Source organism: Methylobacterium sp. Gmos3, assembly GCF_056430985.1.
On record NZ_JBWJYL010000005.1, the window covers coordinates 134059 to 158468 of the forward strand.

General features: G+C 71.6%; 16 protein-coding genes. 12 read left to right on the plus strand and 4 right to left on the minus strand.

Translation table 11 applies throughout. From position 1 onward, the window contains the following. Positions 1-2: 2 nt before the first annotated feature. Together ggt and ACS5Q7_RS11885 are read right to left on the minus strand one after the other, a co-directional pair. On the minus strand, positions 3-1775 hold the full coding sequence (gene ggt, locus ACS5Q7_RS11880; protein ID WP_478339518.1) for a gamma-glutamyltransferase: 1773 nt from the start codon (positions 1773-1775) through the stop codon (positions 3-5). 57 nt (positions 1776-1832) lie between these two features. After that, positions 1833-2843, minus strand: coding sequence for a 1-aminocyclopropane-1-carboxylate deaminase (locus ACS5Q7_RS11885; RefSeq protein WP_478339519.1), 1011 nt, complete (start codon positions 2841-2843; stop codon positions 1833-1835). Positions 2844-2985: 142 nt separating this feature from the next. Here ACS5Q7_RS11885 and ACS5Q7_RS11890 point away from each other — a divergent pair, with 142 nt between their 5' ends. The 12 genes from ACS5Q7_RS11890 (at position 2986) to ACS5Q7_RS11945 (ending at position 16461) form a co-directional block, all read left to right on the plus strand. Further along, positions 2986-3465: an Lrp/AsnC family transcriptional regulator gene (locus ACS5Q7_RS11890; RefSeq protein ID WP_478339520.1), complete on the plus strand. Its 480-nt coding sequence runs from the start codon at positions 2986-2988 to the stop codon at positions 3463-3465. A gap of 293 nt (positions 3466-3758) precedes the next feature. Beyond that, the gene (locus ACS5Q7_RS11895; protein WP_478339521.1) at positions 3759-4688 is read left to right on the plus strand and encodes a glycosyltransferase family protein; all 930 of its coding nucleotides are present in this window, start codon (positions 3759-3761) and stop codon (positions 4686-4688) included. Continuing rightward, complete coding sequence (locus ACS5Q7_RS11900; protein ID WP_478339522.1) at positions 4685-5611, plus strand: glycosyltransferase family 2 protein; 927 nt, start codon at positions 4685-4687, stop codon at positions 5609-5611. Before ACS5Q7_RS11895 ends, ACS5Q7_RS11900 begins: the two co-directional genes overlap by 4 nt. 20 nt (positions 5612-5631) lie before the next feature. Beyond that, positions 5632-6399, plus strand: a complete 768-nt coding sequence (locus tag ACS5Q7_RS11905) for a glycosyltransferase family 2 protein (protein WP_478339523.1) — start codon at positions 5632-5634, stop codon at positions 6397-6399. Beyond that, entirely contained in the window at positions 6396-7109 is a 714-nt protein-coding gene (locus tag ACS5Q7_RS11910) for a TVP38/TMEM64 family protein (RefSeq protein WP_478339524.1), read from the plus strand. Before ACS5Q7_RS11905 ends, ACS5Q7_RS11910 begins: the two co-directional genes overlap by 4 nt. Continuing rightward, positions 7109-8530: a DUF2142 domain-containing protein gene (locus tag ACS5Q7_RS11915; RefSeq protein ID WP_478339750.1), complete on the plus strand. Its 1422-nt coding sequence runs from the start codon at positions 7109-7111 to the stop codon at positions 8528-8530. Before ACS5Q7_RS11910 ends, ACS5Q7_RS11915 begins: the two co-directional genes overlap by 1 nt. Positions 8531-8589: 59 nt before the next feature. Beyond that, on the plus strand, positions 8590-9033 hold the full coding sequence (locus ACS5Q7_RS11920; protein ID WP_478339525.1) for a DUF4864 domain-containing protein: 444 nt from the start codon (positions 8590-8592) through the stop codon (positions 9031-9033). Between the two features lie 74 nt (positions 9034-9107). Then, positions 9108-10520 (plus strand): threonine synthase, encoded by a 1413-nt coding sequence (gene thrC, locus ACS5Q7_RS11925; protein WP_478339526.1) that lies wholly within the window; start codon positions 9108-9110, stop codon positions 10518-10520. Positions 10521-10527: 7 nt separating this feature from the next. Further along, positions 10528-11820, plus strand: coding sequence for a M16 family metallopeptidase (locus ACS5Q7_RS11930; protein ID WP_478339527.1), 1293 nt, complete (start codon positions 10528-10530; stop codon positions 11818-11820). A gap of 277 nt (positions 11821-12097) precedes the next feature. Further along, positions 12098-14995 (plus strand): EAL domain-containing protein, encoded by a 2898-nt coding sequence (locus ACS5Q7_RS11935; protein WP_478339528.1) that lies wholly within the window; start codon positions 12098-12100, stop codon positions 14993-14995. A gap of 69 nt (positions 14996-15064) precedes the next feature. Beyond that, entirely contained in the window at positions 15065-15409 is a 345-nt protein-coding gene (locus tag ACS5Q7_RS11940; protein WP_478339529.1) for a hypothetical protein, read from the plus strand. A 119-nt stretch (positions 15410-15528) separates the two neighbouring features. After that, entirely contained in the window at positions 15529-16461 is a 933-nt protein-coding gene (locus ACS5Q7_RS11945; protein ID WP_478339530.1) for a ferredoxin reductase domain-containing protein, read from the plus strand. Positions 16462-16609: 148 nt separating this feature from the next. Here the strand turns inward: ACS5Q7_RS11945 and ACS5Q7_RS11950 are convergent, their stop codons facing one another. Both ACS5Q7_RS11950 and ACS5Q7_RS11955 read right to left on the minus strand, forming a co-directional pair. Further along, the gene (locus ACS5Q7_RS11950) at positions 16610-21871 is read right to left on the minus strand and encodes an alpha-2-macroglobulin family protein (RefSeq protein WP_478339531.1); all 5262 of its coding nucleotides are present in this window, start codon (positions 21869-21871) and stop codon (positions 16610-16612) included. Positions 21872-22265: 394 nt separating this feature from the next. After that, a complete protein-coding gene (locus ACS5Q7_RS11955) occupies positions 22266-24293 on the minus strand; it encodes a protein meaA (RefSeq protein WP_478339532.1) in 2028 nt (675 codons plus the stop codon). Between the last annotated feature and the right edge of the window lie 117 nt (positions 24294-24410).

Here is a 24410-nt window from a genome sequence, read left to right on the forward strand (position 1 = left end):
GCTCACTCGCCGATCGCCGCCCCCGCCGGGCGGCGGTTGTCGTTGGCGCCGTAGAGCAGGCCCGGCCGCATGTCCTGCGTGCGGGAGGCATCGTTCCCGGAAGATTCCGCTGCCGCCTCCGCCGGCACCGCGCCGCTCGTGGCTATGAGTTCCTGCGCGCCCCACGGCACCTGCACCTGCACGCTGTGGCCCATGCCCTTGAGGATCGCGAGGGTGTCCGCCGAGAGGGCGAAGGGCTCGGCGTAGACCGTGTCCGGCAGCCATTGATGGTGGATGCGCGGGGCGTCGACCGCCTCCTGCGGCTGCATCCGGAAGTCGAGCATGTTCATGATCGCCTGCGCGTTGATCGTGATGATCCGCGAGCCGCCGGGCGAGCCCACCACCATCACCGGCTTGCCGTCCCGCAGGACGATGGTCGGCGCCATGGAGGAGAGCGGGCGCTTGCCCGGCGCGATGGCGTTGGCATTGCCCTGGACGAGGCCGAACAGGTTCGGCACCCCGACCTTCGTGGTGAAGTCGTCCATCTCGTTGTTGAGGAAGAAGCCCGTGCCCGGCGCCATCGCCCCGGAGCCGAAATACCCGTTGATCGTGTAGGTCAGCGAGACCGCGTTGCCCGCCCTGTCGAGGACGGAGATGTGCGTGGTCTCCGGCCGCTCGCGGGACGGCAGCAGCGCGGGATCAGGGCGGATCTCGGACGAGGGCGTCGCCCGGTCGAGGCGGATCCCCTCGCGCAGGGTGCGGGCGTAGTCCGGCGAGATCAGCCGCGCCACCGGGTTGTCCACGAAGGCGGGGTCGCCGAGCGTCGCGTTGCGGTCGGCATAGGCCCGCCGCATCGCCTCGACCATCAGGTGCACGGTCCGCGCCGAATTGAAGCCCGAGGCGGCGATGTCGTAGCCGTCGAGGATCGTCAGCATCTCGCACAGCGTCGTGCCCCCCGAGGAGGGCGGCGGTGCCGAGAGGATCGTCGCCCCCCGGTAGGTGCACGAGAGCGGCTTGTCGTCCGTGACGGTGTAGTCCGCAAAATCCTGCGCGGTGAGAATCCCGCCCCCCGCCGAGGAGGCCGCCTCGACGGCGCGGGGGATCTCGCCCCGGTAGAAGGCCGCCTGCCCGCCCTCGGCGATGGCCTCTAGGGTCTTGCCGAGGGCGGATTGGACCAGCCTGTCCCCCGGCCGGAACGGCGAGCCGTCCGGCCGTAGGAAGATCTTGGCCACGGCCGGGTCGCGGGCGAACTTCTTCGTGCCGGTCTCGAGGATGTCGGTGTCGCCCCGCGTCAGCACGAAGCCGTCCTTCGCGAGCGCGATAGCGGGGGCCATGATCCTGGCGAGGGGGAGCGTGCCGTAGCGCGAGAGCGCGGTGGTCAGGCCGAGCACCGTGCCGGGGACGCCGGCCGCCTTCCAGCCGCGCAGGGTCGAGAACGGCACGAGGTTGCCGTCCGCGCCGAGATACATGTCGCGGCTGGCGCCGCCGGGGGCCTTCTCGCGGAAGTTGACGAAGCGGCTGCGCCCTTGCGCCGTGTGCAGCACCAGGAAGCCGCCGCCCCCGAGATTGCCGCAGCATGGGTTCACCACCGCCTCGGCGAAGGCCACCGCCACCGCCGCGTCGACGGCGTTGCCCCCCGCCCTGAGGATGTCCGCCCCGACCTGCGAGGCGAGCGCCTGGGACGAGACGACCATGCCGTTCTCGGCCTCGACCGCCGGGGCCGAGGCCGCCCGCGCGAGGCCGGGCAGCGCCAGGGCGCAGGCGACGAGAAGGACGATCCGCAGGCTTCTTCGCATTCCAGGCTTCCGATCCCAACCTTTGCCAGCTGGGATCTAGGCCGGGATGCGCCGGAATCAGCCGTTGCGGAAGGTGTAGCTGTAGCCGTTCAGCGCCGGGGCGCCGCCGAGATGGGCGTAGAGCACCTTCGAGCCCTTGGGGAAGAAGCCCTTCTGGATGAGGTCGATCATGCCCTGCATCGACTTCCCCTCGTAGACCGGGTCGGTGATCATGCCCTCGAGCCGGGCCGAAAGGCGGATCGCCTCCACGGTCTCCTTCGAAGGCACGCCGTAGACCGGGTAGGCGTAGTCTTCGTTGATGACCACGTCCTCGTCCTCGACGCGGGCGGCGCCGATCAGTTCGGCGGTGTTGCGGGCGATGTCGAGCACCTGGGCGCGGGTCTGCGCCGGGGTGTAGGAGGCGTCGATGCCGATGACGTTGCGGGCGCGCCCGTCCGCGCCGAAGCCGACCACCATGCCGGCATGTGTCGAGCCCGTCACCGTGCAGACCACGATGTAGTCGAAGCGCAGGCCCATCTGCTTCTCCTGGGCGCGCACCTCCTCGGCGAAGCCGACATAGCCGAGGCCGCCGTACTTGTGCACCGAGGCGCCGGCCGGGATCGCATAGGGCTTGCCGCCCTCGGCCTCGACCTCGGCCAGCGCCCGCTTCCACGAATCGCGGATGCCGATGTCGAACCCGTCATCCACGAGCTGGGCCTGCGCGCCCATCAGGCGCGAGAGCAGGATGTTGCCGACGCGGTCGTACACGGCATCCTCATGCGGCACCCAGGCTTCCTGGATCAGCCGGCACTTGAGGCCGAGCTTGGCCGCCACCGCCGCCACCATGCGGGTGTGGTTCGATTGCACGCCGCCGATGGAGACCAGGGTGTCCGCGCCCGATTTCAGCACATCCGGCACGATGTATTCGAGCTTGCGCAGCTTGTTGCCGCCATAGGCGAGGCCGGAATTGCAATCCTCGCGCTTGGCGTAGATCTCGACCGCGTTGCCGAGATGGGCCGAGAGCCGCTTCAGCGGCTCGATCGGCGTCGGGCCGAAGGTGAGGGGATAGCGCTCGAACTGTTCCAGCATCGGGTCTGTCTCGGGGTCGTGGACGCGCAGCCAAGGTAGCAAACCCCGAACGGAAGGTGCTCTCGATCTTCGCGCCGCGATGTGGTTGAGATTTTACTGGAGCGCCCTCACCTGCTGCAAACGACCGTGAAACCGCGTTGAAATGAAAGAATCCACCGATCCATCTGCGCTCGACCGCACCGATCTCAAGATCCTGCGCCTGCTCCAATCCGATGGGCGGATGGGCAATGCCGAAATCGCCAAGCGGGTGAACACCAGCGCCGCCACCTGCCACCGCCGGCTTCAGGCGCTGTTCTCCGGCGGCGTGGTGCGGGCGGTGCGGGCGCTCATCGACCCCGCGCGGGTGGGGCGCGGTACCCTCGTCATCGTCGGCGTGGTGCTCGACCGCTCGACCCCGGAAGCCTTCTCGGCCTTCGAGACCGCCGTGGGCGGGATCCCCACCGTCCTCGATTGCCACCTCGTGGCCGGGGACTTCGACTACTTCCTCAAGATCCGGGTCTCGGACATGGCGGATTTCAACCGCCTGCACAGCACGACCCTGCTCGGCCTGCCGGGCGTCCGCCAGTTGCGGACCTTCTTCGTGATGAAGGAAGTCATCGACAACGCGCCGCTCCAAATCTGATGCCGTTGGCTTGTCGACGCCTCGGTTCCCGGCCGTCTTTGCGAGCGTCAGCGAAGTAATCCAGCTGGCACGGCCTCGTTGGGATAAGGCGCGGTCTGGATTGCTTCGGCTCCGCCGCGCAACGACGGTGCTGTGCCGGACGCGGTTCGGGCCCTGACCATCGCCAGTTGACGTGGGCATTATTCCCACTAGACCTCGCTTCCGCTGCATGGCGTTGCCCCGGCCTCATGAAAACCGCATTGGAATCGTCACCAGCCCAGCCTGGAACATCGCTTGTCCGGATGAAGCCGCCCATGCCGCCCCCGCACCCGGAGACGGCGACCGCCGCCCCCGCGCCGGGGCTCGCGCGGATCGCCGCCGGGATCACCCTCTTCCACCCGACGCCAGCCCAGGTCGCGGCCCTGCCCTCGCGCCTGCCCGACGGCCTCCGGGCGCGGCTCGCCTATGCCAACTCCCCCCTCGACGGGGAGGCGCGGGACACGCTGGCGCGGGCGGGCTTCACCCTCCTCGGCGACGGCACGAATCGCGGCATCGCGGAGGCCCTGAACCGCCTCGCGGCGGCGGCCCAGGCGGCGGGGGCGGAATGCCTCTACCTCCTCGATCAGGACGCCGCCGCCGCCCCTGACCTGCCGGGGGCGCTTCTGGCGGGGCGGGATCGCCTGCGGGCACAGGGCCTCGCCCCGGCGGTCATCGGCCCCGCCGCTTCGGCCGCGCCGGGCCATAAGGCGCCCGCCTACCCGGCGAGGGCCGGCGAGGCCGCCGTAGCGGGCCTGAGCCCCGTGCAGTTCGTGGCGACCTCCGGCACGCTCCTCGACCTCGCCGCCTTCGCGCGCACCGGCCCGTTCCGGGCGGATTTCTTCATCGACGCGGTCGAGCTCGAATGGTGCTTTCGCGCCTGGAGCCTCGGCCACGGCACCTATTGCGACCCGTCCGTCTCCCTGCCCCACCGGGTCGGAGGCGGGACGATCCGGCGGCTCGGCCTCACGATGCCGCGCCAACCCCTGTTCCGCATGGCGACCTACCTCAGGAACAACGTCTACGCGTGGCGCCTGCCGCACCTGCCGCTCTCGTGGAAGCTCGCTCAAGGGCTCTACCTGCCCCTCCAGGCCTTCCTCTACTGGGCCGATTCCGGCTGGCGCCCCGCCGTGCTCGGCCGCCTCGCGGGCGCGGCGCGGGACGGGCTGATGGGCCGCCTTGGCCCCCCTCGGGATCTGCCGCGATGAGCGATCTCGACGTGGTGATCGTCAACTGGAACGGCGGCGCTCTGCTGCGCGATTGCCTCGCCGGGCTCGCCGCCTCGGAGGGCGCGGACCGCCTCGCCGTGACCGTGGTGGACAACGCCTCCACCGACGCGTCCCTCGACCACCTGCCCGCCCTGCCCTTCCCGTTCCGGGTGATCCGCAATGGGGACAATCTCGGCTTCGGCCGCGCCTGCAACCAGGGCGCGGCGGCGGGCACGGCCCCGGCGATCCTGTTCCTGAACCCCGACGCGCGGGTCGAGCCCGACGCCCTGCCCCGCGCTCGCGCCGCGCTGCTCGGGGAGCCGGGATGGGGCATCGTCGGCGCGCGACTCGTCGAACCGGACGGGCAGAATGCCCGCTCCTGCGCCCGCGCCCCCCGCCCGCTGGCGATGCTCGGCCGGGCCTTCGCCCTGGACCGGATCGGCCTCGTGCCCCCGCATTTCCTGCGCGATTGGGACCACGGGCAGGACCGCGCCGTCGATCAGGTGATGGGCGCCTTCCTGATGATCCGGCGCGACCTGTTCGTCGCGCTCGGCGGCTTCGACGAGCGCTTCTTCGTCTATTACGAGGATGTCGACCTATGCCTGCGGGCGCGGCAGGCGGGCTACGCCGTGCGCCACCTCGCCGGCCCCGCTGCCCGCCATCTCGGCCAGGGCACCACCCGGCAGGCCAAGGCGCGGCGCCTTTTCTACATCCTGCGCAGCGAGATCCTCTATGCCGCCAAGCACCACGGACGGCTCGCCGCACTCGGCCTGACCGCCGCCGCCTTCTGCGGGCAGATCCCCCTGCGCCTCGCCCAGGCGCTCGCCCGCCGCTCCGTCACCGAAGCCGGCGAGGTGCTTCGCGCCGCCGGCCTCCTCGCCGCCGCCCTGCCCGAGATCGCCCCGGCGATCCTCCGGGCCTGACCCGTTCGAAGACCCTGCCGATGCTCCACGGACACCGAATCGCCGTCGTCCTGCCCGCCTACAACGCGGCGGCGACCCTCGAGCGCACCCACCGCGAGATCCCCTTCGACATCGTCGACGACGTGATCCTCATCGACGACGCCAGCCGGGACGCAACGGTGGCGGTGGCCGAGCGGCTGGGCATCCACACGGTGCGCCACGCCAAGAACCTCGGCTACGGCGGCAACCAGAAGACCTGCTACCGCACCGCCCTGGATCGCGGCGCCGACGTGGTGGTGATGCTCCACCCGGATTATCAATACGCCCCGCGCCTCGTGACCGCGATGGCCTCCATGATCGTCTCCGGCGAGTACGACGCGGTGCTGGCCTCGCGCATCCTCGGCAACGGCGCGCTCAAGGGCGGGATGCCGCTCTACAAGTACATCGCCAACCGGGGGCTCACCCTCGTGCAGAACTGGCTGATGGGCCACAAGCTCTCCGAGTACCATTCGGGCTACCGGGCCTGGAGCCGCAGGGTGCTCGAAGCCCTGCCCCTCGACCGCTGCTCGGACGATTTCGTCTTCGACAACGAGATGCTGGCGCTCGCCATGCACCAGGAGTTCCGCATCGGCGAGATCTCCTGCCCGACGCGGTATTTCGACGACGCCTCGTCCATCAATTTCCGGCGCTCCTGCATCTACGGGCTCGGCGTCCTGCGCACGAGCCTCGCCTACCGCCTGCACCACGCTGGCCTGAAGGCGGACCCGCTCTTCGCGGACGCCCCCGCCCCCGTGGAGGCGCGTCCGTGAGGCGCCCCCCGCTCCGCCGCCTCGCCGGCCTCGCGCTGCTCGCGGGGCTCGCCGCCGCGCCGCTGGCGGTGGGCGTCCTCGCCCCCGACGCCGCCGAGCGGCTGACCGCCTCGCTGCGGGGCCTCGGCCCGGCGGGGCCGGCGATCATCCTCGCGGTTCAGGCGCTGGTCGCCGCCTCGGGGATCGTGCCGGCTTCCGGCGTCGGCATCGCGGCGGGGGCGCTCCTCGGGCCGGTCGAGGGCTTCTGCGTCGCGGCCCTCGGCACCCTGGCGGGGGCGCTCATCACCTTCGGCCTCGCGCGCTCGATGCTCGGCGCCCGCGCGCTGGCCCGGTTCGGCGGACGGCGGCTCGCCGCCCTCGACGGCGCCCTCAAGGCCGAGGGCTGGCGCCTCGTCTGCCTGATCCGCCTCTCGCCGATCATGCCCTTCGCGCCGACGAGCCTCGCCCTCGGGGCGAGCGCGGTGCCTTTACGCGACTACGCCCTCGGCACGCTCGCCGCCCTTCCGGCCCTGTTCGCCTACGTCGCCCTCGGGGCGCTGGGGCGCGGGGGCGGCCATCTCCTCTCCGGCGCCGGGCCGGCGGAATGGCTGCGCCTCGGCATGCTCTGCGCGGGGGCGATCGCCACCGTGCTGCTGATGCTGCGCCTGCGCCGGATCCTGGGCGACGCTCTTCCGCCGGAGAGCCTGGCGGACGGGGACATCCCCGCGTGATGCGCCTGCCCTCCGGCCCAAAATTCTGGTGCCTCGCCTATCTGGTCCTGTGCGCCCCGGTCTGCATCGCCCTCGCGCTGATCGTCCCGCCGGGCGAGGTCGCCGACGAAGGCTCCCATCTCGCCCGCGCCGCCGCCCTGATCCAGGGCGACATGGTCGGCCATCGCGAGAGCGTGCGCTATTCCGACGGCTCGACCCATCTGGCGGCGGGGGTGCGCATCGACCCGGTCTGGGAGCGGATCGGCCGCTCCCGTCCCAAGGATTTCGGCGGCGCCATCTCGGCGGTCGAGAGCGAGCCCGACGCGCGCGGCCGGATCTTCGTGCCGCTCTATACGGTCGGCACCTATCCGCCCTTCCTCTACGTGCCCGGCGCGGCGGGGCTCGGCATCGGACGCGTCCTCGGCCTCGCGCCGGAGGTCGGCTTCTATCTCGGCCGGCTCGGCAATGCGACGGCGACTCTGGCGATCGCGCTCGCCGCCCTGGCATTCGCCCATCGCGGGCGGGTCGCCCTGTTCGCCGTCCACGCCCTGCCGATGACCCTGTCGCTGGCGGCCTCGTTCAACCAGGACGCTCCGATCATCGCCCTCGCGGCGCTGGCCGCCGCGCTGCTCACCCCCCGGCCACTGACAGGGACGGGCGCCCGATGGCGGCTCTCCGGGGCGATCCTCAGCCTCGCCCTCGTCGCGCTGGCCAAGCCCCCGTACGCCGCGCTCGCCGCCATGCTGCTGGTGCCCCTGCCCCCCAGGGGCGAGTGGATGCGCCACGCCGCCCGACGCCTCGCGGCGGCGTTCCTCGCCGTGCTGCCCGCCATCCTCTGGACGGCGGCGGCGACCACCTATGTCGCGACGCCCGTGCCCCGCGCCGCCTACAAGGCCGGGCCGCTCTGGTCCGGCCCCCGCCCGGCGACCTTCACCGCCACCGATCCGAAGGCGCAGGCGCAGGTCCTGCTGGAAAAACCCGCCCGGATCGCCACCCTGCCGGGGCATTTCCTCGGCACGGTCAAGCACCTGACCATCCTGTACAAGGGCGCCATCGGCATCTTCGGCTGGCTCGACAGGCCGCTGCCGGGCGTCCTCTACGGGCTCTGGGCCGTAGCCCTGCTCGTGCCGCTCGTCCTGCTGCGGCAGGGTACCCCGCCCCCTTGGGCCGAGCGGCTGATCCTGCCGACGGCGGCCGTCGCCTGCCTGTGGCTGGTGGTGATCTCGCAATACCTCACCTGGACGAATGTCGGCGAGAACCGGATCGACGGCCCGCAGGGGCGCTACCTCCTGCCCCTCGTGCCGATGCTCGTCCTCGCCTTCGCCCGTACCCGGCGGGAGGAGGCCGGCGGGCGCTGGCCGGCGCTGCTCCCCGTGGCGGCGGCGGCGGTCGATGTCGTCGCCCTGCCGCTGGCGGCCCTGGCGATGACGATCCCCGCCTGACGCTTGCCGGGATCGCGCAGCCGCCTACAATTCATGGTTGCTCCCCGGAGTGACCAGCCATGCGCGCCCTGTCCTGCCTCCTTCTTCTTCTGGGATGCCTCGGGTCCGAGCTGTTTCTGGGATGCCTCGGGTCCGAGGCTTGGGCCGGCGAGGCGGAACAGGCGGCGGCCCGCGCGGTCATCAGCCGGCAGGCCGAGGCCTTCGGCCGGGACGACGCCTCGACGGCCTATGCCCAGGCGGCCCCGGCGATCCGCGACATCTTCCCGAACCCGGACCTGTTCCTCGGGATGGTGCGCAACCAGTACCAGCCGGTCTACCGCCACCGCAGCTTCGTCTTCGGCACCGCCCGCGACGTCGGCGAGACCTCGGTGAGCCAAACGGTGGCGATCCAGGACGAGAACGGCACCGACTGGACGGCGGAGTACACCCTGGACCGCCAGCCCGACGGCGAATGGCGCATCACCGGCTGCCGCCTCATCAAGGCGCCGGGGATCAGCGCGTGAGGGATCGCATGCGATCCGGTTTCGACACGCAAGCCCGCATCGTGTAGAGGGACCGCCTTCCCACGGAGGCCCCTGTGCTCCACGTCTCGACCCGCGGCGAGGCCGCGCCGCTCTCGTTCTCGGATGCGCTGCTCGCCGGATTAGCCCGCGATGGCGGGCTCTACGTGCCCCAGACCTGGCCGCGAATCAGCCGCGACGAGATCGCCGCGCTGGCCGGCAAGCCCTATGCCGAGGCCGCCAAGCGCGTGCTGCGCCCGCTGGTGGACGGCGAGATCGCCGATGCCGACCTCGACCGGATGATCGACGACGCCTACGCGACCTTTCGGCACCCGGCGATCTGCCCAATCACCCAGCTCGACGACAACCTGTTCCTGCTGGAGCTCTTCCACGGCCCGACGCTCGCGTTCAAGGACGTGGCGATGCAGCTGCTCGGCCGGCTGATGGACCACGTCCTGCGCCAGCGCCGCAGCCGGGCGACCATCGTCGGCGCCACCTCCGGCGACACCGGCTCGGCCGCCGTCGAGGCGTTCCGGGGGCTCGATCAGGTCGACGTGTTCATCCTCTACCCGCACGGGCGGGTCTCGGAGGTGCAGCGGCGGCAGATGACCTCCGTGGACGCCCCGAACGTCCACGCGCTGGCCATCGACGGCACGTTCGACGATTGCCAGAACATCGTCAAAGCCCTGTTCCAGCACGGCGATTTCGCCGACGAGGTGCGGCTCTCCGGCGTGAACTCGATCAACTGGGCCCGCGTGGCGGCGCAGGTGGTCTATTACTTCACCAGCGCCGTGGCGCTCGGCGCCCCGCATCGCGAGGTCTCCTTCGCGGTGCCCACCGGCAATTTCGGCGACATCCTCGCCGGCTGGGTCGCCAAGAAGATGGGACTGCCGATCAAGCGCCTGATGATCGGCACCAACGCCAACGACATCCTCGTGCGCACCCTGGAGCACGGCGCCTACGAGTTGCGCGGCGTCGAGCCCACCACCTCGCCCTCCATGGACATCCAGATCTCCTCGAATTTCGAGCGGCTGCTGTTCGAGGCCCTCGGCCGGGATGCGTCGAGCCTGTCGCGGCTGATGGCCGGGCTGAAGCAATCGGGCGGGTTCCACCTCGACGACGCGGTGCTCGCAAAGGTCCGCGACGAGTTCGACGCCCATGCGGTGCCGGAGAGCGCCGTGATGGAGGAGATCGCCTTCAGCCACGCGGCGACCGGCGTGACCCTCGATCCGCACAGCGCCATCGGCGTGAACGCGGGCCGGCGCCTGCTGGAGAAGGACCCGGCGACGCCGGTCGTGGCGCTGGCCACCGCCCATCCGGCGAAGTTCCCCGATGCGGTCGCCAAGGCGACCGGCGGCCGGCGCCCCGCCCTGCCCCCGCATCTCGCCGACCTGATGGACCGGCCCGAGCGCCTGACCCGCGTCGCCAACGACCAGGGAGCCATCGAGCGCCTCATCCGCGAGCGCGCCCGCATCACGAAGGGCGGCTGAGCCACCGATGAACCAGCATTTCTCGACGCACGCCGCCTCCCCGACCCTCCGCGTCACCCGCCTGCCCAACGGGGTGAGCGTGGTGACGGAGCCGATGCCGGGGGTGGCGACCGCGAGCCTCGGCGTCTGGGTCGGGGCGGGCTCCCGCCACGAGCGCCCCGCCGAGAGCGGCCTGTCCCATCTCATCGAGCACATGGCCTTCAAGGGCACCGCCCGGCGCACGGCGCGAGGCATCGCCGAGGAGATCGAGAATGTCGGCGGCGAGATCAACGCCGCCACCTCCACCGAGACGACGAGCTACACCGCCCGCGTCCTCGGCGAGGATACCAGCCTCGCCCTCGACGTGATCGGCGATATCCTGACGAGCGCCACCTTCGACGAGGGCGAACTCGCCCGCGAGAAGGGCGTGATCCTGCAGGAATACGCGGCGATCGAGGACACGCCGGACGACGTCGTCTACGACGCCTTCACCGAGGCCGCCTTCCCCGGCCAGCCGGTGGGGCGCCCGATCATCGGACGGCCGGAGACGATCCAGAGCTTCGACGAGGCGGGCATCCGCGCCTACCTCGCCCGCGAATACACCCCGGACCGCCTCGTGGTGGCGGGGGCGGGCTGCGTCGAGCACGAGGCCATCGTGGCGGCGGCCGAGCAGCATTTCGGGGGCATGAAGGCCGTCGAGGCGCCGCCGATGGAGCCCGGCCGCTACGGCGGCGGCGAGCGGCGGATGAAGCGCAAGCTCGAACAGGCCAACCTCGTGATCGGCCTGCCCGGCTTGTCCTTCCGCGACGAGGGCTATTACGCCCTGCACATGTTCGCGCAGGTGCTCGGCGGCGGCCTGACCTCGCGCCTGTGGCACGAGGTGCGCGAGACGCGCGGCCTCGCCTACGAGATCCAGGCCTTCCACTGGCCCTTCTCCGATTGCGGCCTGTTCGGCATCGGCGCGGGCACCGCCGGCTCGGACGTGGCCGAACTCGTGGCCGTGACGCTCGAAGCCACCACCCGCGCCGCCCGCGACCTCGACGAGACCGAGATCGCCCGCGCCAAGGCGCAGTTGAAGGTCTCGCTGCTCTCGGCGCTGGAGACGCCGGGCGGTCGGATCGAGCGCAACGCCCGCCAGATCCTCGCCTGGGGCCGGGTGATCCCCGCCGCCGAGGTGATCGCCAAGGTCGATGCGGTGACGGTGGAGGACGTGCGCACGGTGGCCGCGACGATGCTCGCCGGCCAGCCGACCCTCGCCGCCATCGGGCCCATCGCGGGATTGCCGAGCCTGGAGCGGATCGCGAAGGGCCTGCGGGCCTGACCGACAGATCCCTATCACCCGCCTCATCCTGAGGTGCCGCGCAGCGGCCTCGAAGAAGGGCTCCAGAAGTCGGTGCGATCCCTGGAGCCCTCCTTCGAGGCCCGCCCCCGGCGGGCACCTCAGGATGAGGGCAAGGGTTGGAAACAGAGGGCGGCCAAGGGGCCTTCAACTTGATTTGGCCGCAAAGGGGCGCGATCCGCGAACGGTGGACCGGCGCGCCCTCGGCCTTGCCGGGCCTTCTCGTCGCCTTTACCAATCGAGGCCGCCTGGGCGGCCGATGCAGACACCCCCGGCCGGACACGTCAGCCCCTTGCGCATCCTCGCCCTCCTCCTGATCCTGGTCGGCGGCCTCGTCTCGGTCGGCCCCGCCCGCGCCGTGGAGGCGGTCAGGGTCGGCCTCGACCAGCCGGTGATCGACCTGACAGGCGCCATCGAGCGCTACCGGTCGGACGGCGACCTCGTTCAGATCTCCACCGCCGCCGGCAAGGACGGCATCAAGCGGCGCATCGTCGTGAAGGCCCGCGATGCGGGCGCCCGGCCCGACTGGATCGCCTTCGCACTCACGAACGACACCGACGAGCAGATCGACCGCATCCTCATCGCCCCGCATTTCCGGCTGGTCGGCTCCGGGGTGATCTGGCCCGATCTCGGCGGCTCGCGCATCGCCGCCATCACCGCGAGCCAGGGCATCCGCCCCGAGCGCGACGAGAACCCGGACGCGGACCAGTTCACCATCACCCTCGATCCCGGCACGACGGTCACCTACGTCGCTGAGCTGCGCAACGCGAACGTGCCGCAACTCCACCTGTGGGATCAGGACGCGTACCGCCGGAAGACGGCGGGCCTGACGCTCTACAAGGGCATCATCATCGGCATCAGCGGGCTGCTGGCCCTGTTCCTCACCATCGTCTTCGTGGTGAAGGGCGCGATCATCTTCCCCGCCGCCGCCGCGCTGGCATGGTCGGTGCTCGCCTATGCCTGCATCGATTTCGGCTTCTTGCAGCGGGTCTTCCCCGTCACCGAGCTGGCCGAGCGGGTCTATCGCGCTTCCGCCGAGGCGGTGCTCGGCGCGACGCTGCTGGTGTTCCTGTTCGCCTATCTGAACCTCGCCCGATGGCATGTGCGCTACAGCCACGTCGCCTTCTTCTGGCTCGCCTTCCTCGCGGGCCTCGTCGGGCTCGCGGTGTTCGATCCGCCCGTGGCGGCGGGTGTGGCGCGCATCTCCATCGCGGCGGTGGCCGGCATCGGCCTGCTGCTGATCCTCTACCTCTCCGTCCACAACGGCTACGACCGGGCGATCCTGCTGGTGCCGACCTGGCTCCTGCTGATGATCTGGGTGACGGCGGCGGGCTTCGCGGTGACGGGCCAGATCGGCAGCGATCTCGTCCAGCCGGCGCTCATCGGCGGCCTCGTGCTGATCGTGATGCTGATCGGCTTCACGGTGCTGCAGCACGCCTTCGCGGGCAGCGGACTCTCCCATGCCCTCGTCTCCGACACGGAGCGCCGGGCGCTCGCCCTGACCGGCGCGGGCGACGTGGTGTTCGATTGGGACGTGCCCGCCGACAAGATCTTCGCCGGCCCCGAGATCGAGGCGCAGCTCGGCCTGTCGCGCGGGGCGCTGGAAGGCCCAGCCGCGAACTGGCTCGGCGCCCTGCATCCGTTCGACGTGGAGCGCTACTCGGCGGCCCTCGACACGGTGATCGAGGAGCGACGCGGCCGCATCGTCCACGATTTCCGCCTGCGCTCGGCCGCCGGCAGCTATTTCTGGTACCGGCTGAAGGCCCGGCCGGTGATCGGCGCCGACGGCGAGGTGATCCGCGTGGTCGGCACCATCGCCGACGTCACCGAGGTGAAGACCGCCGAGGAGCGCCTGCTCCACGATGCCGTGCACGACAGCCTGACCGGCTTGCCGAACCGCGAGCTGTTCGGGGACCGCCTGGACGCGGCCCTGGCCTTCGCCGGCCAGGACCCGCGGCTGAAGCCGACGATCCTCGTCCTCGACATCGACCGCTTCACCGGCATCAACGACGCGATCGGCCTCTCGGCGGGCGATTCGATCCTGCTCACCCTGTCCCGGCGGCTCGGCCGGCTGCTGCGCCCGCAGGACACCCTGGCCCGCCTCGCGGGCGACGAGTTCGCGGTGATCCTGCTCTCCGAGCGCGACCCGGACCGGATCCTCGCCTTCGCCAGCATGATCCAGCGGGCCATCGCCACGCCGATCACCTATGCCGACCGGGAGATCTTCCTCACCGTCTCCATCGGGCTCGCCCTCTACGAGGGTGGCCAGAAGCGCGACGAGGTTCTGAAGAACGCCGAGGTCGCGATGATCCAGGCCAAGCGCCAGGGCGGCGACCGGATCGAGGTGTTCCGCGCCCACATGCGCGCCGAGCGCTCCGACCGGCTGATGCTCGAAGGCGACCTGCGCAAGGCCATCGAGCGCAACGAGATGCGGGTGCTGTTCAACCCCGTGGTGCGCCTCGACGACCGCACCGTGGCGGGGTTCGAGACGGTGCTGCGCTGGGACCACCCGAAGCTCGGGCGCATCCCGGCCGCCACCTTCCTGCCGCTGGCCGAGGAATGCGGCCTCATCGTCAACCTCGGCATCTTCGCCCTGGAGCGCACCGCGCTGGAGCTCGCGGCGTGGCAGCGTTCGCTCGAAGTCGAGCCGCCGATCTTCGCGGCCTGCAACCTGTCCTCGCGCCAGCTGCTGCGCCACGACCTCCTGCACGATGTGAAGACGGTACTCGCCCGCTCCGGCGCCCTGCCCGGCTCCCTGAAGCTCGAATTCAGCGAGAGCCTCGTGATGGAGAACCCGGAATACGCGGCGCAGATGCTCTCGCGCATCCACGACCTTGGGGCGGGCCTGTGCCTGTCCAATTTCGGCACGGGCTACTCGGCGCTCTCCTATCTGCAGCGCTTCCCGTTCGACACGATCAAGGTCGACCGCGACTTCGTCCGCCAGATCGGCTCGGGCCAGACGGCGATCCTGCGCTCCATCGTGAAGATGGCGAGCGAATTGAACCTCTCCATCGTCGCCGAGGGCTGCGAATCGGAGGCCGACGCCGTGGCGCTGGCCGAACTCGGCTGCGAATACGCCCTCGGCCCGGCCTTCGGCGAGCCGATGACCATGCTCCAGGCCCGCCAGATCGTCGGCGCCGCGCCGGAGGCGGCGTAGGTCCGGTTAAGCCCGCCTTAACCACGTTCACGCAGAGTCATCCACAGGTCGCGTGTGGGGGATGAGCGGATGGCCGAGACGGCGAGGCGTTTTCAAACGGCGGGCAGCCCGGATCTCGTGCGCCGCATGATCGCCCGGCCGGTGCGGCTCGCACACCAGGCGCGCACCCGCCTGCCGCAGCGCGAGACCGCCGCCGCCCCGGCACCGGTCATGGCCCGCGCCGAGGCCACCATCGCCCGCCTCGAAGCCGAGCTCGGGGTGATGAAGGCGGTGGTGCGCGTGCAGCGCCAGGAGATCGAATCCCTGCGGGCGCAGCGCAAGCTGCTCACGGAATCCTCGCCCGATGACGACGTGCGGGCGACGCGCGAGCGCTGGGCCGAACTCGTTGATTCGCTGCTGATCCGCGCCCGCTGAAGGCTCCGGCGGGCGCTTGCCCGTCCGTTCCCGTCCAGGATGAACCAGTGTCGCACGATGTCCGCGGGAACGCCGACCCTTTCCTTTTCCATCGTGTCCTGAAAAGCGAGGGTTCCGCCATGCGCGCGCGCTGCTCGCTCGTCGTCAACGGCCGTGCCGTCCGCTGCTCGCCCGGCGACACGCCTCTCGAAGCCGCCGTGGCCGAGGGGATGATCGCGCCGGTCCCCGGCCTGCACGGGACGCATCTCCTCGGCCAGGGCGCCGCCCCGGCCGCCCGCCGCAGCCAGGGCCGCCGCGCCCGCGAGGCCCCCGCACCCTTCGCGGAGGTGCCGGAAATCCGCCAAGCCGAACTCGCCCCGGCTCCCGCGCCGCAGGAGCGCGCCCGCCAGTCCCTGAAAGGGACCGTGACGCAGGTGCGTCGCCTCGGCCCCGGCATCGTCGAGGTCGTCGCCACCCTGACCCGCCGTCCGCTCCACGAGCCCGGCCAGCATTACGCGGTGAGCCTGCCCGGCCTGCCGACCCGGAACCTGTGCCCGACGCTCCGCGTCGACGGCGCGGCCGAAATCAACGAGGCGGTGTTCCACCTGAACCGCGAGGCCGAGGGCGATGCCCTCGATGCCCTGGCCATCGGCGGGGAGGTCAAGCTCAAGGGCCCGATGGGGCGCAGCCACTATCGGCCGGGCGGCGGGCGGCTGGTGCTGGCCGCCTCGGAGGCCGGGTTCGGGCCGATCTGGGCCATCGCCCGGGCCGCGCGCTACATCGAGCCGGGCCGCGACATGGCGCTCGCCATCGGCGCCCGCGATGCCCTCGACCTCTACATGCGCGAGAGCCTCGACTGGCTGCGCGCCACCGGGGTGGGGCGGATCGTGCTCTGCGCCGAGCGGGGCCGCCAGCGCCCGCCGGACGTGCGCCCCGGCCCCGTGGGCGCCCATCTTCCGCAATTGCGGGCCACCGACGTGATCCACGTGGCCGGCGACATCGGCACGGTCGGCGCCGTGCAGGCGCTGGCCGGCGCGGTCGGGGCGCGCTGCTACCCAATCGTGGTGGAGTAACCCGGCGAATCCGTTCGTCCCTGACTGCCAACCCCTTCGTTGCGAGCGCAGCGAAGCAATCCAGGGATCCGCGTCATCCTGGGAGGTCCCGCTGCCCTGGATTGCGTCGCTCCGCTCGCAAGGACGGAAGGGGCGTGGGTGAGTCCGCCTACCGTCCCTCCCCCACCGTCAGGCTCCCCGTGCCCGTCCGCCCGTAGCGGGCGGGGCGGTACATGTCCTCGACGCTGGCGCCGGGATGGACGTAGGTCCCCGGCGAGACCGCCCGCACCGCATAGGCCACGGAGAACACGGCCGGCTGGCTCGGCTCGCGGGTATAGGCCGCCACGAAGCGGTCGTCCCGGAACTCCGTATGGACCGGCTGCACGTCGGACTTCGCGAAGGCGAGGCCCTTGAGGGCGTCCGCGTCGAGGAGTTTCGGGTTGTCGATCTCCAGCCCGGCGGGGAGCCGGTCCACGAGGAGGAGGCGCGCCGCCTCGGCCTTGGCCTCCGTCACCGTGAGCACCACCACAAGGCGGTCGTTCTGCCGGATGCCGGTGGCGGGATCGACCACGCTGCCGTCGAGCCGGTGCAGGCTGCGCTCCACCGTGTAGCCGCGGGACTCGGCGGGCTCGGGATTCATCGGATTGCCGGACACGCCGAGCGACACCTGGACCGGCGCCGCCCCCGTGTTCACGAGCACGCGCCCCGCCCCCGCCAGATCCGTCTCGCGGAACGAGCGGGCGAGCGCCCCCTGCTGGGCCGCCCCGTCGAGGGTGAAGGACAGGCCCTTCGCCTCGTCCGCCAGCCCCTGCGCGGCGAGCACCATCCAGGCGTTCTCCTGCGTGCTGGTCGGGCGTCCGTCGGCGCGCTCCTGGCCCAGAGCCGCGCTCGCGGGGGCGAGGGCGCCGTGGGTGAGGCCGGTCTCGGCGGCGAGCGCGATCAGCCCGGCCCCGTCGCGCAGGCGCGAGCCGTAATCGGCCCGGTAGGTGCCCCTGTCCCGCTCCGCCGCGAGCGAGGAAACCGCCGCCTCCATCACCCGCGCCGCCCGGCCCCGGTCCCCGAGGAGCGCCAGGGCGGCGGCGAGCTGCGCCCGGCCGAGCGCCGTGCGGAAGTCGCCGAGGCGGGAATCGGCGAGGTAGCGCAGGTCGCCCATCACCGGGCGGCCGTTGCGGGCGAGCACATAGGCCGCGTAGGCGAGGTCGGCGCCGCCATCGCGGACCTCGCTCGCGTTGGCGACCGCGTTGCGCAGCCGGTCCAGGGCGAGCGCGAACGGCCCCTGCGGCACGGCGAACTTGCGCTCGCGGGCACGGGTGAGGAAGTCCGCGACGTAGGCATCGAGCCACAGGTCGTTCGAGCCCTCCGCCGACCACAGGCCGAAATCACCGCTCGAATCCTGGCGCGAGAGCACCCGCTCGATGGCCTCGCGCACCCGACCGTCCACGTCCGGATCGAGGGCGAGCTGGTCGAGGCTCGCGAGCCGGTTCACGTAGAGCAGCGGCATCGCCCGGCTCACCACCTGCTCCGAGCAGCCATAGGGATAGCGGTCGAGGGCCTGGAGCAGGGCCGGCACGTCGACGCCGGGCAGCATCGAGGCCGCAAGGGACACGCGCCCGGTGCCGGGGATCACGTCGGCCAGGAGGTCGGCTGAGACCGTCAGGCTCTCCCCCGGCGCGAGATTGCGAACCTGCCGTCGCAGCAGCGCCCCGGTGCCGGGGGCGATGCCGAGGCTGAGGCTGCGCGAGAGGGGCGCGGCCAGCCCCGGCCCGGACAGCGCGACATCGAGCCGGGCGACGCCCGGCCCCGCCGCCGTGAGCGGCACGGCGAACCGGGCCTGTCCGTTGGTGGCAAGGCGCAGCGTGGTGCGCAGGGCCTGCGCCCCCACGAGGACCGGCCCCGAGGGCACGATGTCGGCCACGTACTCGCCCGCCGGCCCCTCGACATTGTCGAGGGCGACGAACAGGCGCGAACGGTCGCCGATGTCGAGGAAGCGCGGCAGGGTGGCGCTCACCACCACGGGGTCGCGGATCGTGACATCGGCCTGCGCCTGCCCGACGCGGGTGCCGCTCCAGGCCGTGACCATCACCCGGCCGGTGCCGTTGAAGGCGGGCACGGGGAAGGTGACGCTGGCCGTGCCGTCCGGCCCGACCTTCACCACGCCGGAGAACAGAGCCAGCGGCGCCTCGGTCGGCGGCGCGTCGGCGAGTTCCGCCCCGCCCGCGTCGCCGCCGGAGCGGATCGCCCCGGCGCTGCCCTGCATCCCGTCGATCAGGTAGCCGTAGACGTCGCGGAATTCCGGCCCCAGCGCCCGCTGGCCGAGGAAGTAGCGGGTCGGGTCCGGGGCGGCGTAGCGGGTCAGGTTGAGGATGCCGACATCGACAATCGCCACCGTGACCCGCGCCTCCTCGCCGGGGGCGAGACCCGCGAGCGTCACAGGCAGGGTCAGGTCCTGCCGGGGCCGCACCTTCTCCGGCGCGGCGACGGAGACGGTGAGGGCGCGCCTGTCGCGATCAACCGAGAACCACGCGAGGCCGAGCGCCCGCCCCGGCTGGCGCCGCGCCGCCTGATCCAGAGGCCGGTAGGTGGTCGCGACGAGGTAGGCGCCCGCGCCCCATTCCGCCTTCACGGGCAGGCGGATCGTGGTGCCGCCCTCCGGCACGCTCACCTCGCGGATCTCGTGGACCCGGTCGCTCACCACCATCACGCTCGCCTGGCCCGCGAATTTCGGCCCGAGCTTGGCGCTCATCGTTTCGCCCACCGCGTAGGCCGCCTTGTCGAGGGTGAGGTCGAGGAGGTCGGGGGCCTGCGCCGTCTCCGAGCCCGCCCAGCCGACCTCGAAGCCGAGGCTCGCCGCCGCCTCGGCGAGGCCGGGCGCCGTCACGTCGAGGCGGTAGGCGCCGAGGCCGACCGGCGCCGCGATGCGGCCCATCGCGTCGGCGGTGAGGTCCAGCGTACCGCTGGCGATCCGCTTGGTGGTCTTGGCCGCCTCAAAGGACCAGCGCCCGTCCGCGCGGTACCATTGATAGGTTTTTTCGACCTTGTTAAGCGTCCAGGTCACGCCGGACTTCGGCAGCCGGCGCCCCTCGGGATCGGCCATCACCACGTCGAAGGCTGCGAGGTCACCCTCCTTGAGATCGGAGAAGCCCTTGCGCAGGGCGAGCACCGGGCCGGAGGGCAGGATCGGCAGCGTCACGCTGCGGGAGAGTGCCCGCCCGCCGGGCTCGCCCACCGCGAGGGTGATCTTCGCCTCCAGCGGACGCGGGGCGACCACCTCCGGCACCGGCACGGCGACGCTCGCCGCGCCCTGCGCATCGGTGGTGGCGTGGGCGGAGAGTTCCCGCGTCGTCGCCTCCACCGCCTCGTCGTCGAGGCCCACCGTGAATCCGTCGAGGCCCTTGATGCCGCTCGTCGCGGCGGCCTGCACGGTGACGCTGCCCGACACGTCGAGCCCCGCCCCCGGCGCGCCGTAGAGGTAGCGCGCGGCCACCGCCACCTGCGCCGGCTCGCCCCGCTTCAGGCTCGGGACGGCGGGGGTGAGGGTCACGTCCAGCCGCTCGGGGACGTAATCTTCGAGGAGGAAGCTCGCCTCCCCCACCGGGGGCGCCTTCGGATCGGTATAGGCCGCAATCCGCCACGTTCCGTGCATCGCCCCCGAGAGCAGCGGCAGGGGATAGGCCCGCCCGCCGAGCCCCTGGTCGGCCACCGAGACCCGGCGGTATTCCACGCCATCGGGGCGCTTCACGACGAGGGTGAGGGGCAGGTTGGGCACGGCGTTGCCGCGCGCGTCCCGCAGGAGGGCGGCGACCTGCACCGTCTCGCCGGAGCGGTAGACCCCGCGCTCGGTGAACAGATAGGCATCGAGCCCGCCGCCCTCGGCGCGGCCCTTCACGCCCCGGTCGGTGAGGTCGAAGGCGCCCTGGTCGAGGTCGAGGAAGCCGTAATCGTCGCCGAGTTGCGCCACGACGAGGCTCGGAGCGGTGCCGCCCTCGCCCCGGCTCAAGCCCGCCTCGAAGGCGGCGTGGCCCTGCGCGTCGGTCTTGCGGGTCGCCAGCACCTCGTTGTCGCGGGCGACGAGGCGGATCTCGGCCCCCTCCGTCGCCTTGGCCGTACCGAGCGAGCGCAGCACCACGTGGACGCCGTCCCGCCCCTTGGTCGCCGTCAGGCCGAGGTCGGAGACGACGAACCATTGCGTCGCTTGGGTTTCGTAGCTCTCCTCGTCCGGTGAGGCCGTGCCGGAGGGCCGGGCGATCATCACGTACACGCCGGGTTCGAGCTTCCCCACCGCCTGCAGCACGGGGAAGGCGGTGACGCTCTCCTGGTTGATCTCGGCCTTGGCGGTGTCGAGGCTGCCCTTCCAGACGCGCACGCCCTTCTGCGCGGCGATGCCCTTGGCGGTCGATCCGCTGAGCTGGCCGAGGAAATCCTCCGAGCGCAGGGTCGGCAGCAGGCCCCGGTCGCCGATGCGCAGCACCTCGATATCGAGCTTCGGCGCGTTCACCGCGACGACGGGAATGCCCGCCTGCCCCGTGCGCGGCAGGACGTAGTTGCGGCCGGTGAATCGCGCCTGGGGGGCGCGGTCGCGAACATAGATCTCGTAATCGGCGGCCTTGAGCAGGGTCTCGCCGACCGACGAGGGCAGGCCGGGGCGCAGCACCACCGCGTAGCGGGTACCGTGCTTCAGCCCATCGACGCAGACCTGCGACCCCTCTCCCGTCACCGCCGCCGAGGCGCTGCCGGAGACCGCGACGAAGGGCGCGAAATCCGCCTTCGGCGCCACCGGCTCCGAGAAGGTGAAGCACAGGCGCGGGGCGGCGGCATCGGAATCGACGGTGTAGTTGAGGATGCGGAAGCCGTGCTCCGCGCGAAGCGCCTCATAAGTCGCGCGAATTGCGGCATCGTCGGCGAGCGCGAGGCTTACGGCATAGGCATCGAGGGCCGGGCGCCATTCCTCCTGATCGGCGGCGTTGGCGCCGAGCAGTGCCAGGGCGGCGGCGGCATCCGGCGCGGAGCGGGCGCGCTCGTAGGCCCGGTAGGCGGCGGCCAGCGCCTGACCGCGCAGGCGCGTGCGGCCCTGGTAATCGTTCTCCTCCGTCTCGCCCGCCGCCGCTTCCGCCGCGCGAGCATAGGCGCGCCAATTGGCCGGATCGCCGGGATCGGCCGCGATTGCGGCGGCCAGGGGCGCCAGGGCTTCAGTGGGCTTGTCGGCTTCGAGCAGCCCCTCGCCCTTGCGGCGGGACAGCGCGGCGGGGGCGAGCGAGCCGCCGGCCTCGGCCTTCAGCGTGGCTTCAAGGCGGATCGCATCGCTGGCGAGGCCGGGCCGGGTGAAGCTGCGCGCGAAGGCGGCCGGTGTTGGCTTGGTCTGCGCGACCGCCGGCGCCGCCAGGAGCAGCGCGGCGAGGCCGCCCGCGACCGCTTGGATCCACCACCGCGCCATGGGCCCCTCCCCCGCCGCCGCGACGCGAATCGCGGCGGTATCGCGAAGCGGAGATTACAGGGCGGGCGGAGGAAGGGAACCGGCGGGTCGCGTCTTGAACGAGGGGGCCGACGAAAGCCCCATCCGTCCTTGCGAGCGAGAGCGAAGCAACAACGGCAGAGTGCTCGGTAAAACGGTCGCGCCGCGCTGCACCCCCTCTCCCCGCTTGCGGGGAGAGGGCCGCGACGACCTCGTCGTCGGCGCGGCGAGGCGGCAGCCGGGGGTGAGGGGGCGGGACGGACAAGGCTCCTCCGGCAAGCCCCCTCACCGCCGCTCCGGCTGCGCCTCCGCTTCCCGCCGACACGACAAGGTGTCGGCTGGCCTCTCCCCGCAGGCGGGGAGAGGGGGTTCCCCCTCAGTAAACCTGCGCCGGCTCCTCCTGCGGGCGGTTCGTCTGGCCGTCCAGGGTCTTCTCGATGACCTTGGCGAGGCCGATCATGATCTGGTCGATGGCGTAGTCCTTCGGCGTGTAGACCGCCCGCACGCCCATGTTCTTCAGGACCAGCTCGTCGTCCGGCGAGATGATGCCGCCGACGACCACCGGGATGTGGTCGAGCCCGGCTTCGCGCATCTTGGCCCGCACCTCCCGCACCAGCGGGACGTGGCTCCCCGACAGGATCGACAGGCCGACCACGTGAGCGCCCGTCTCCTTCGCCTTGGCGACGATCTCGGAGGGCGTCTGGCGGATGCCGTCATAGGTCACGTCGAACCCGACATCGCGGGCGCGGAGCGCGATCTGCTCGGCGCCGTTCGAATGGCCGTCGAGGCCGGGCTTGCCGACCACGAGCTTCGGCTGCTCGCCCAGGCGCTCGCCGAGGTCGGCGATGAGGAGGCGCGCCTCCTCGGCCGCTCCCGCCGAGACGGTCTCCCGCGTGACGCCGGTCGGCGCCCGGTACTCGCCGAACACCCCGCGCAGGCAGGAGCCCCACTCGCCGGTCGTCACGCCGGCCTTCGCCGCCGCGATGGAGGCCGGCATGATGTTGGCCCCCGAGCGCGCCGCCTCCTCCAGGCCGGCGAGCGCCGCCCGCACCGCCGCCGCGTCGCGGGTCTCGCGCCACGTCTTGATGCGGCCCGCCGCCTCCATCTCCACCGTCTCGGAGACGGAGAAGATCGCCCCCTCTCCGGCCGTCAGCGGCGAGGGCTCGCCATGCTGGTACTTGTTGACGCCGACCACGATCTGGTCGCCCGCCTCGATGGCCGAGATGCGCTTGGCGTTCGATTCCACCAGGGCGCGCTTCAGGGCGCCGGTCTCCACCGCCGCCACCGCGCCGCCGATGCCGCCGATCCGCTCCAGTTCGGCGCGGGTCTGGTTCTTCAGTTCCTCGACCTTCGCCTCGATGACGTGGGAGCCGTCGAAGATGTCGTCGTATTCCAGCAGATCGGTCTCGAAGGCCAGGATCTGCTGCATCCGCATGGACCATTGCTGATCCCACGGGCGCGGCAGGCCGAGCGCCTCGTTCCAGGCCGGCAATTGCACGGCGCGGGCGCGGGCGCGCTTCGACAGGGTGACGGCCAGCATCTCGATGAGGATGCGGTGGACGTTGTTCTCGGGCTGCTGCTCGGTCAGCCCCAGCGAGTTCACCTGCACGCCATAGCGGAAGATGCGCTTCTTCGGATCGTCGATGCCGTAGCGTTCCTGGGCGATCTCATCCCAGAGTTCCGAGAATGCCCGCATCTTGCAGATCTCGGTGACGAAGCGCAGGCCGGCGTTCACGAAGAACGAGATGCGCCCGAACACTTCCGGGAAGCTCGCCTCGTCGAAGGCGGGATCGTCGCGCACCGTGTCGAGGACGGCGATGGCGATGGCCAGGGCGTAGGACAGCTCCTGGACCGGCGTCGCCCCCGCCTCCTGCAGGTGGTAGGAGCAGACGTTCATCGGGTTCCACTTCGGCACCTCCTTGGTCGTGAACAGGATCACGTCCTTGGTGAGCCGAAGCGACGGCGCCGGCGGGAACACGTAGGTGCCCCGCGACAGGTATTCCTTGATGATGTCGTTCTGGGTGGTGCCCTGGAGGGCGCTCAACGGCGCGCCCTGCTCCTCGGCGACGGCGAGGTAGAGGGCGAGCAGCCACGGCGCCGTGGCGTTGATCGTCATGGAGGTGTTCATCTGCGCGAGCGGGATGTCCTGGAAAAGGGTCCGCATGTCGCCGAGATGCGCGATCGAGACGCCGACCTTGCCGACCTCCCCGCGCGAGAGTTCATGGTCGGGGTCGTAGCCGGTCTGGGTCGGCAGGTCGAAGGCGACCGACAGGCCGGTCTGGCCCTTGGCGAGGTTGCCCCGGTAGAGCTTGTTCGACTCGGCCGCCGTCGAGTGGCCCGCATAGGTGCGGATGATCCACGGCTTGTCGCGCTTCACCTCGGCGATTCCGGCGCTCGCGCCCATTCCACCCACTCCGTGCCGACTTCTGAATGCCGCGCTGAGAGCGCCGCTTGCGGCGCAGCGTAGCCGAGCCTCACGTCGCCGTCATCCATGGTGGGTTGCACGAAAAATCGGGGTTGA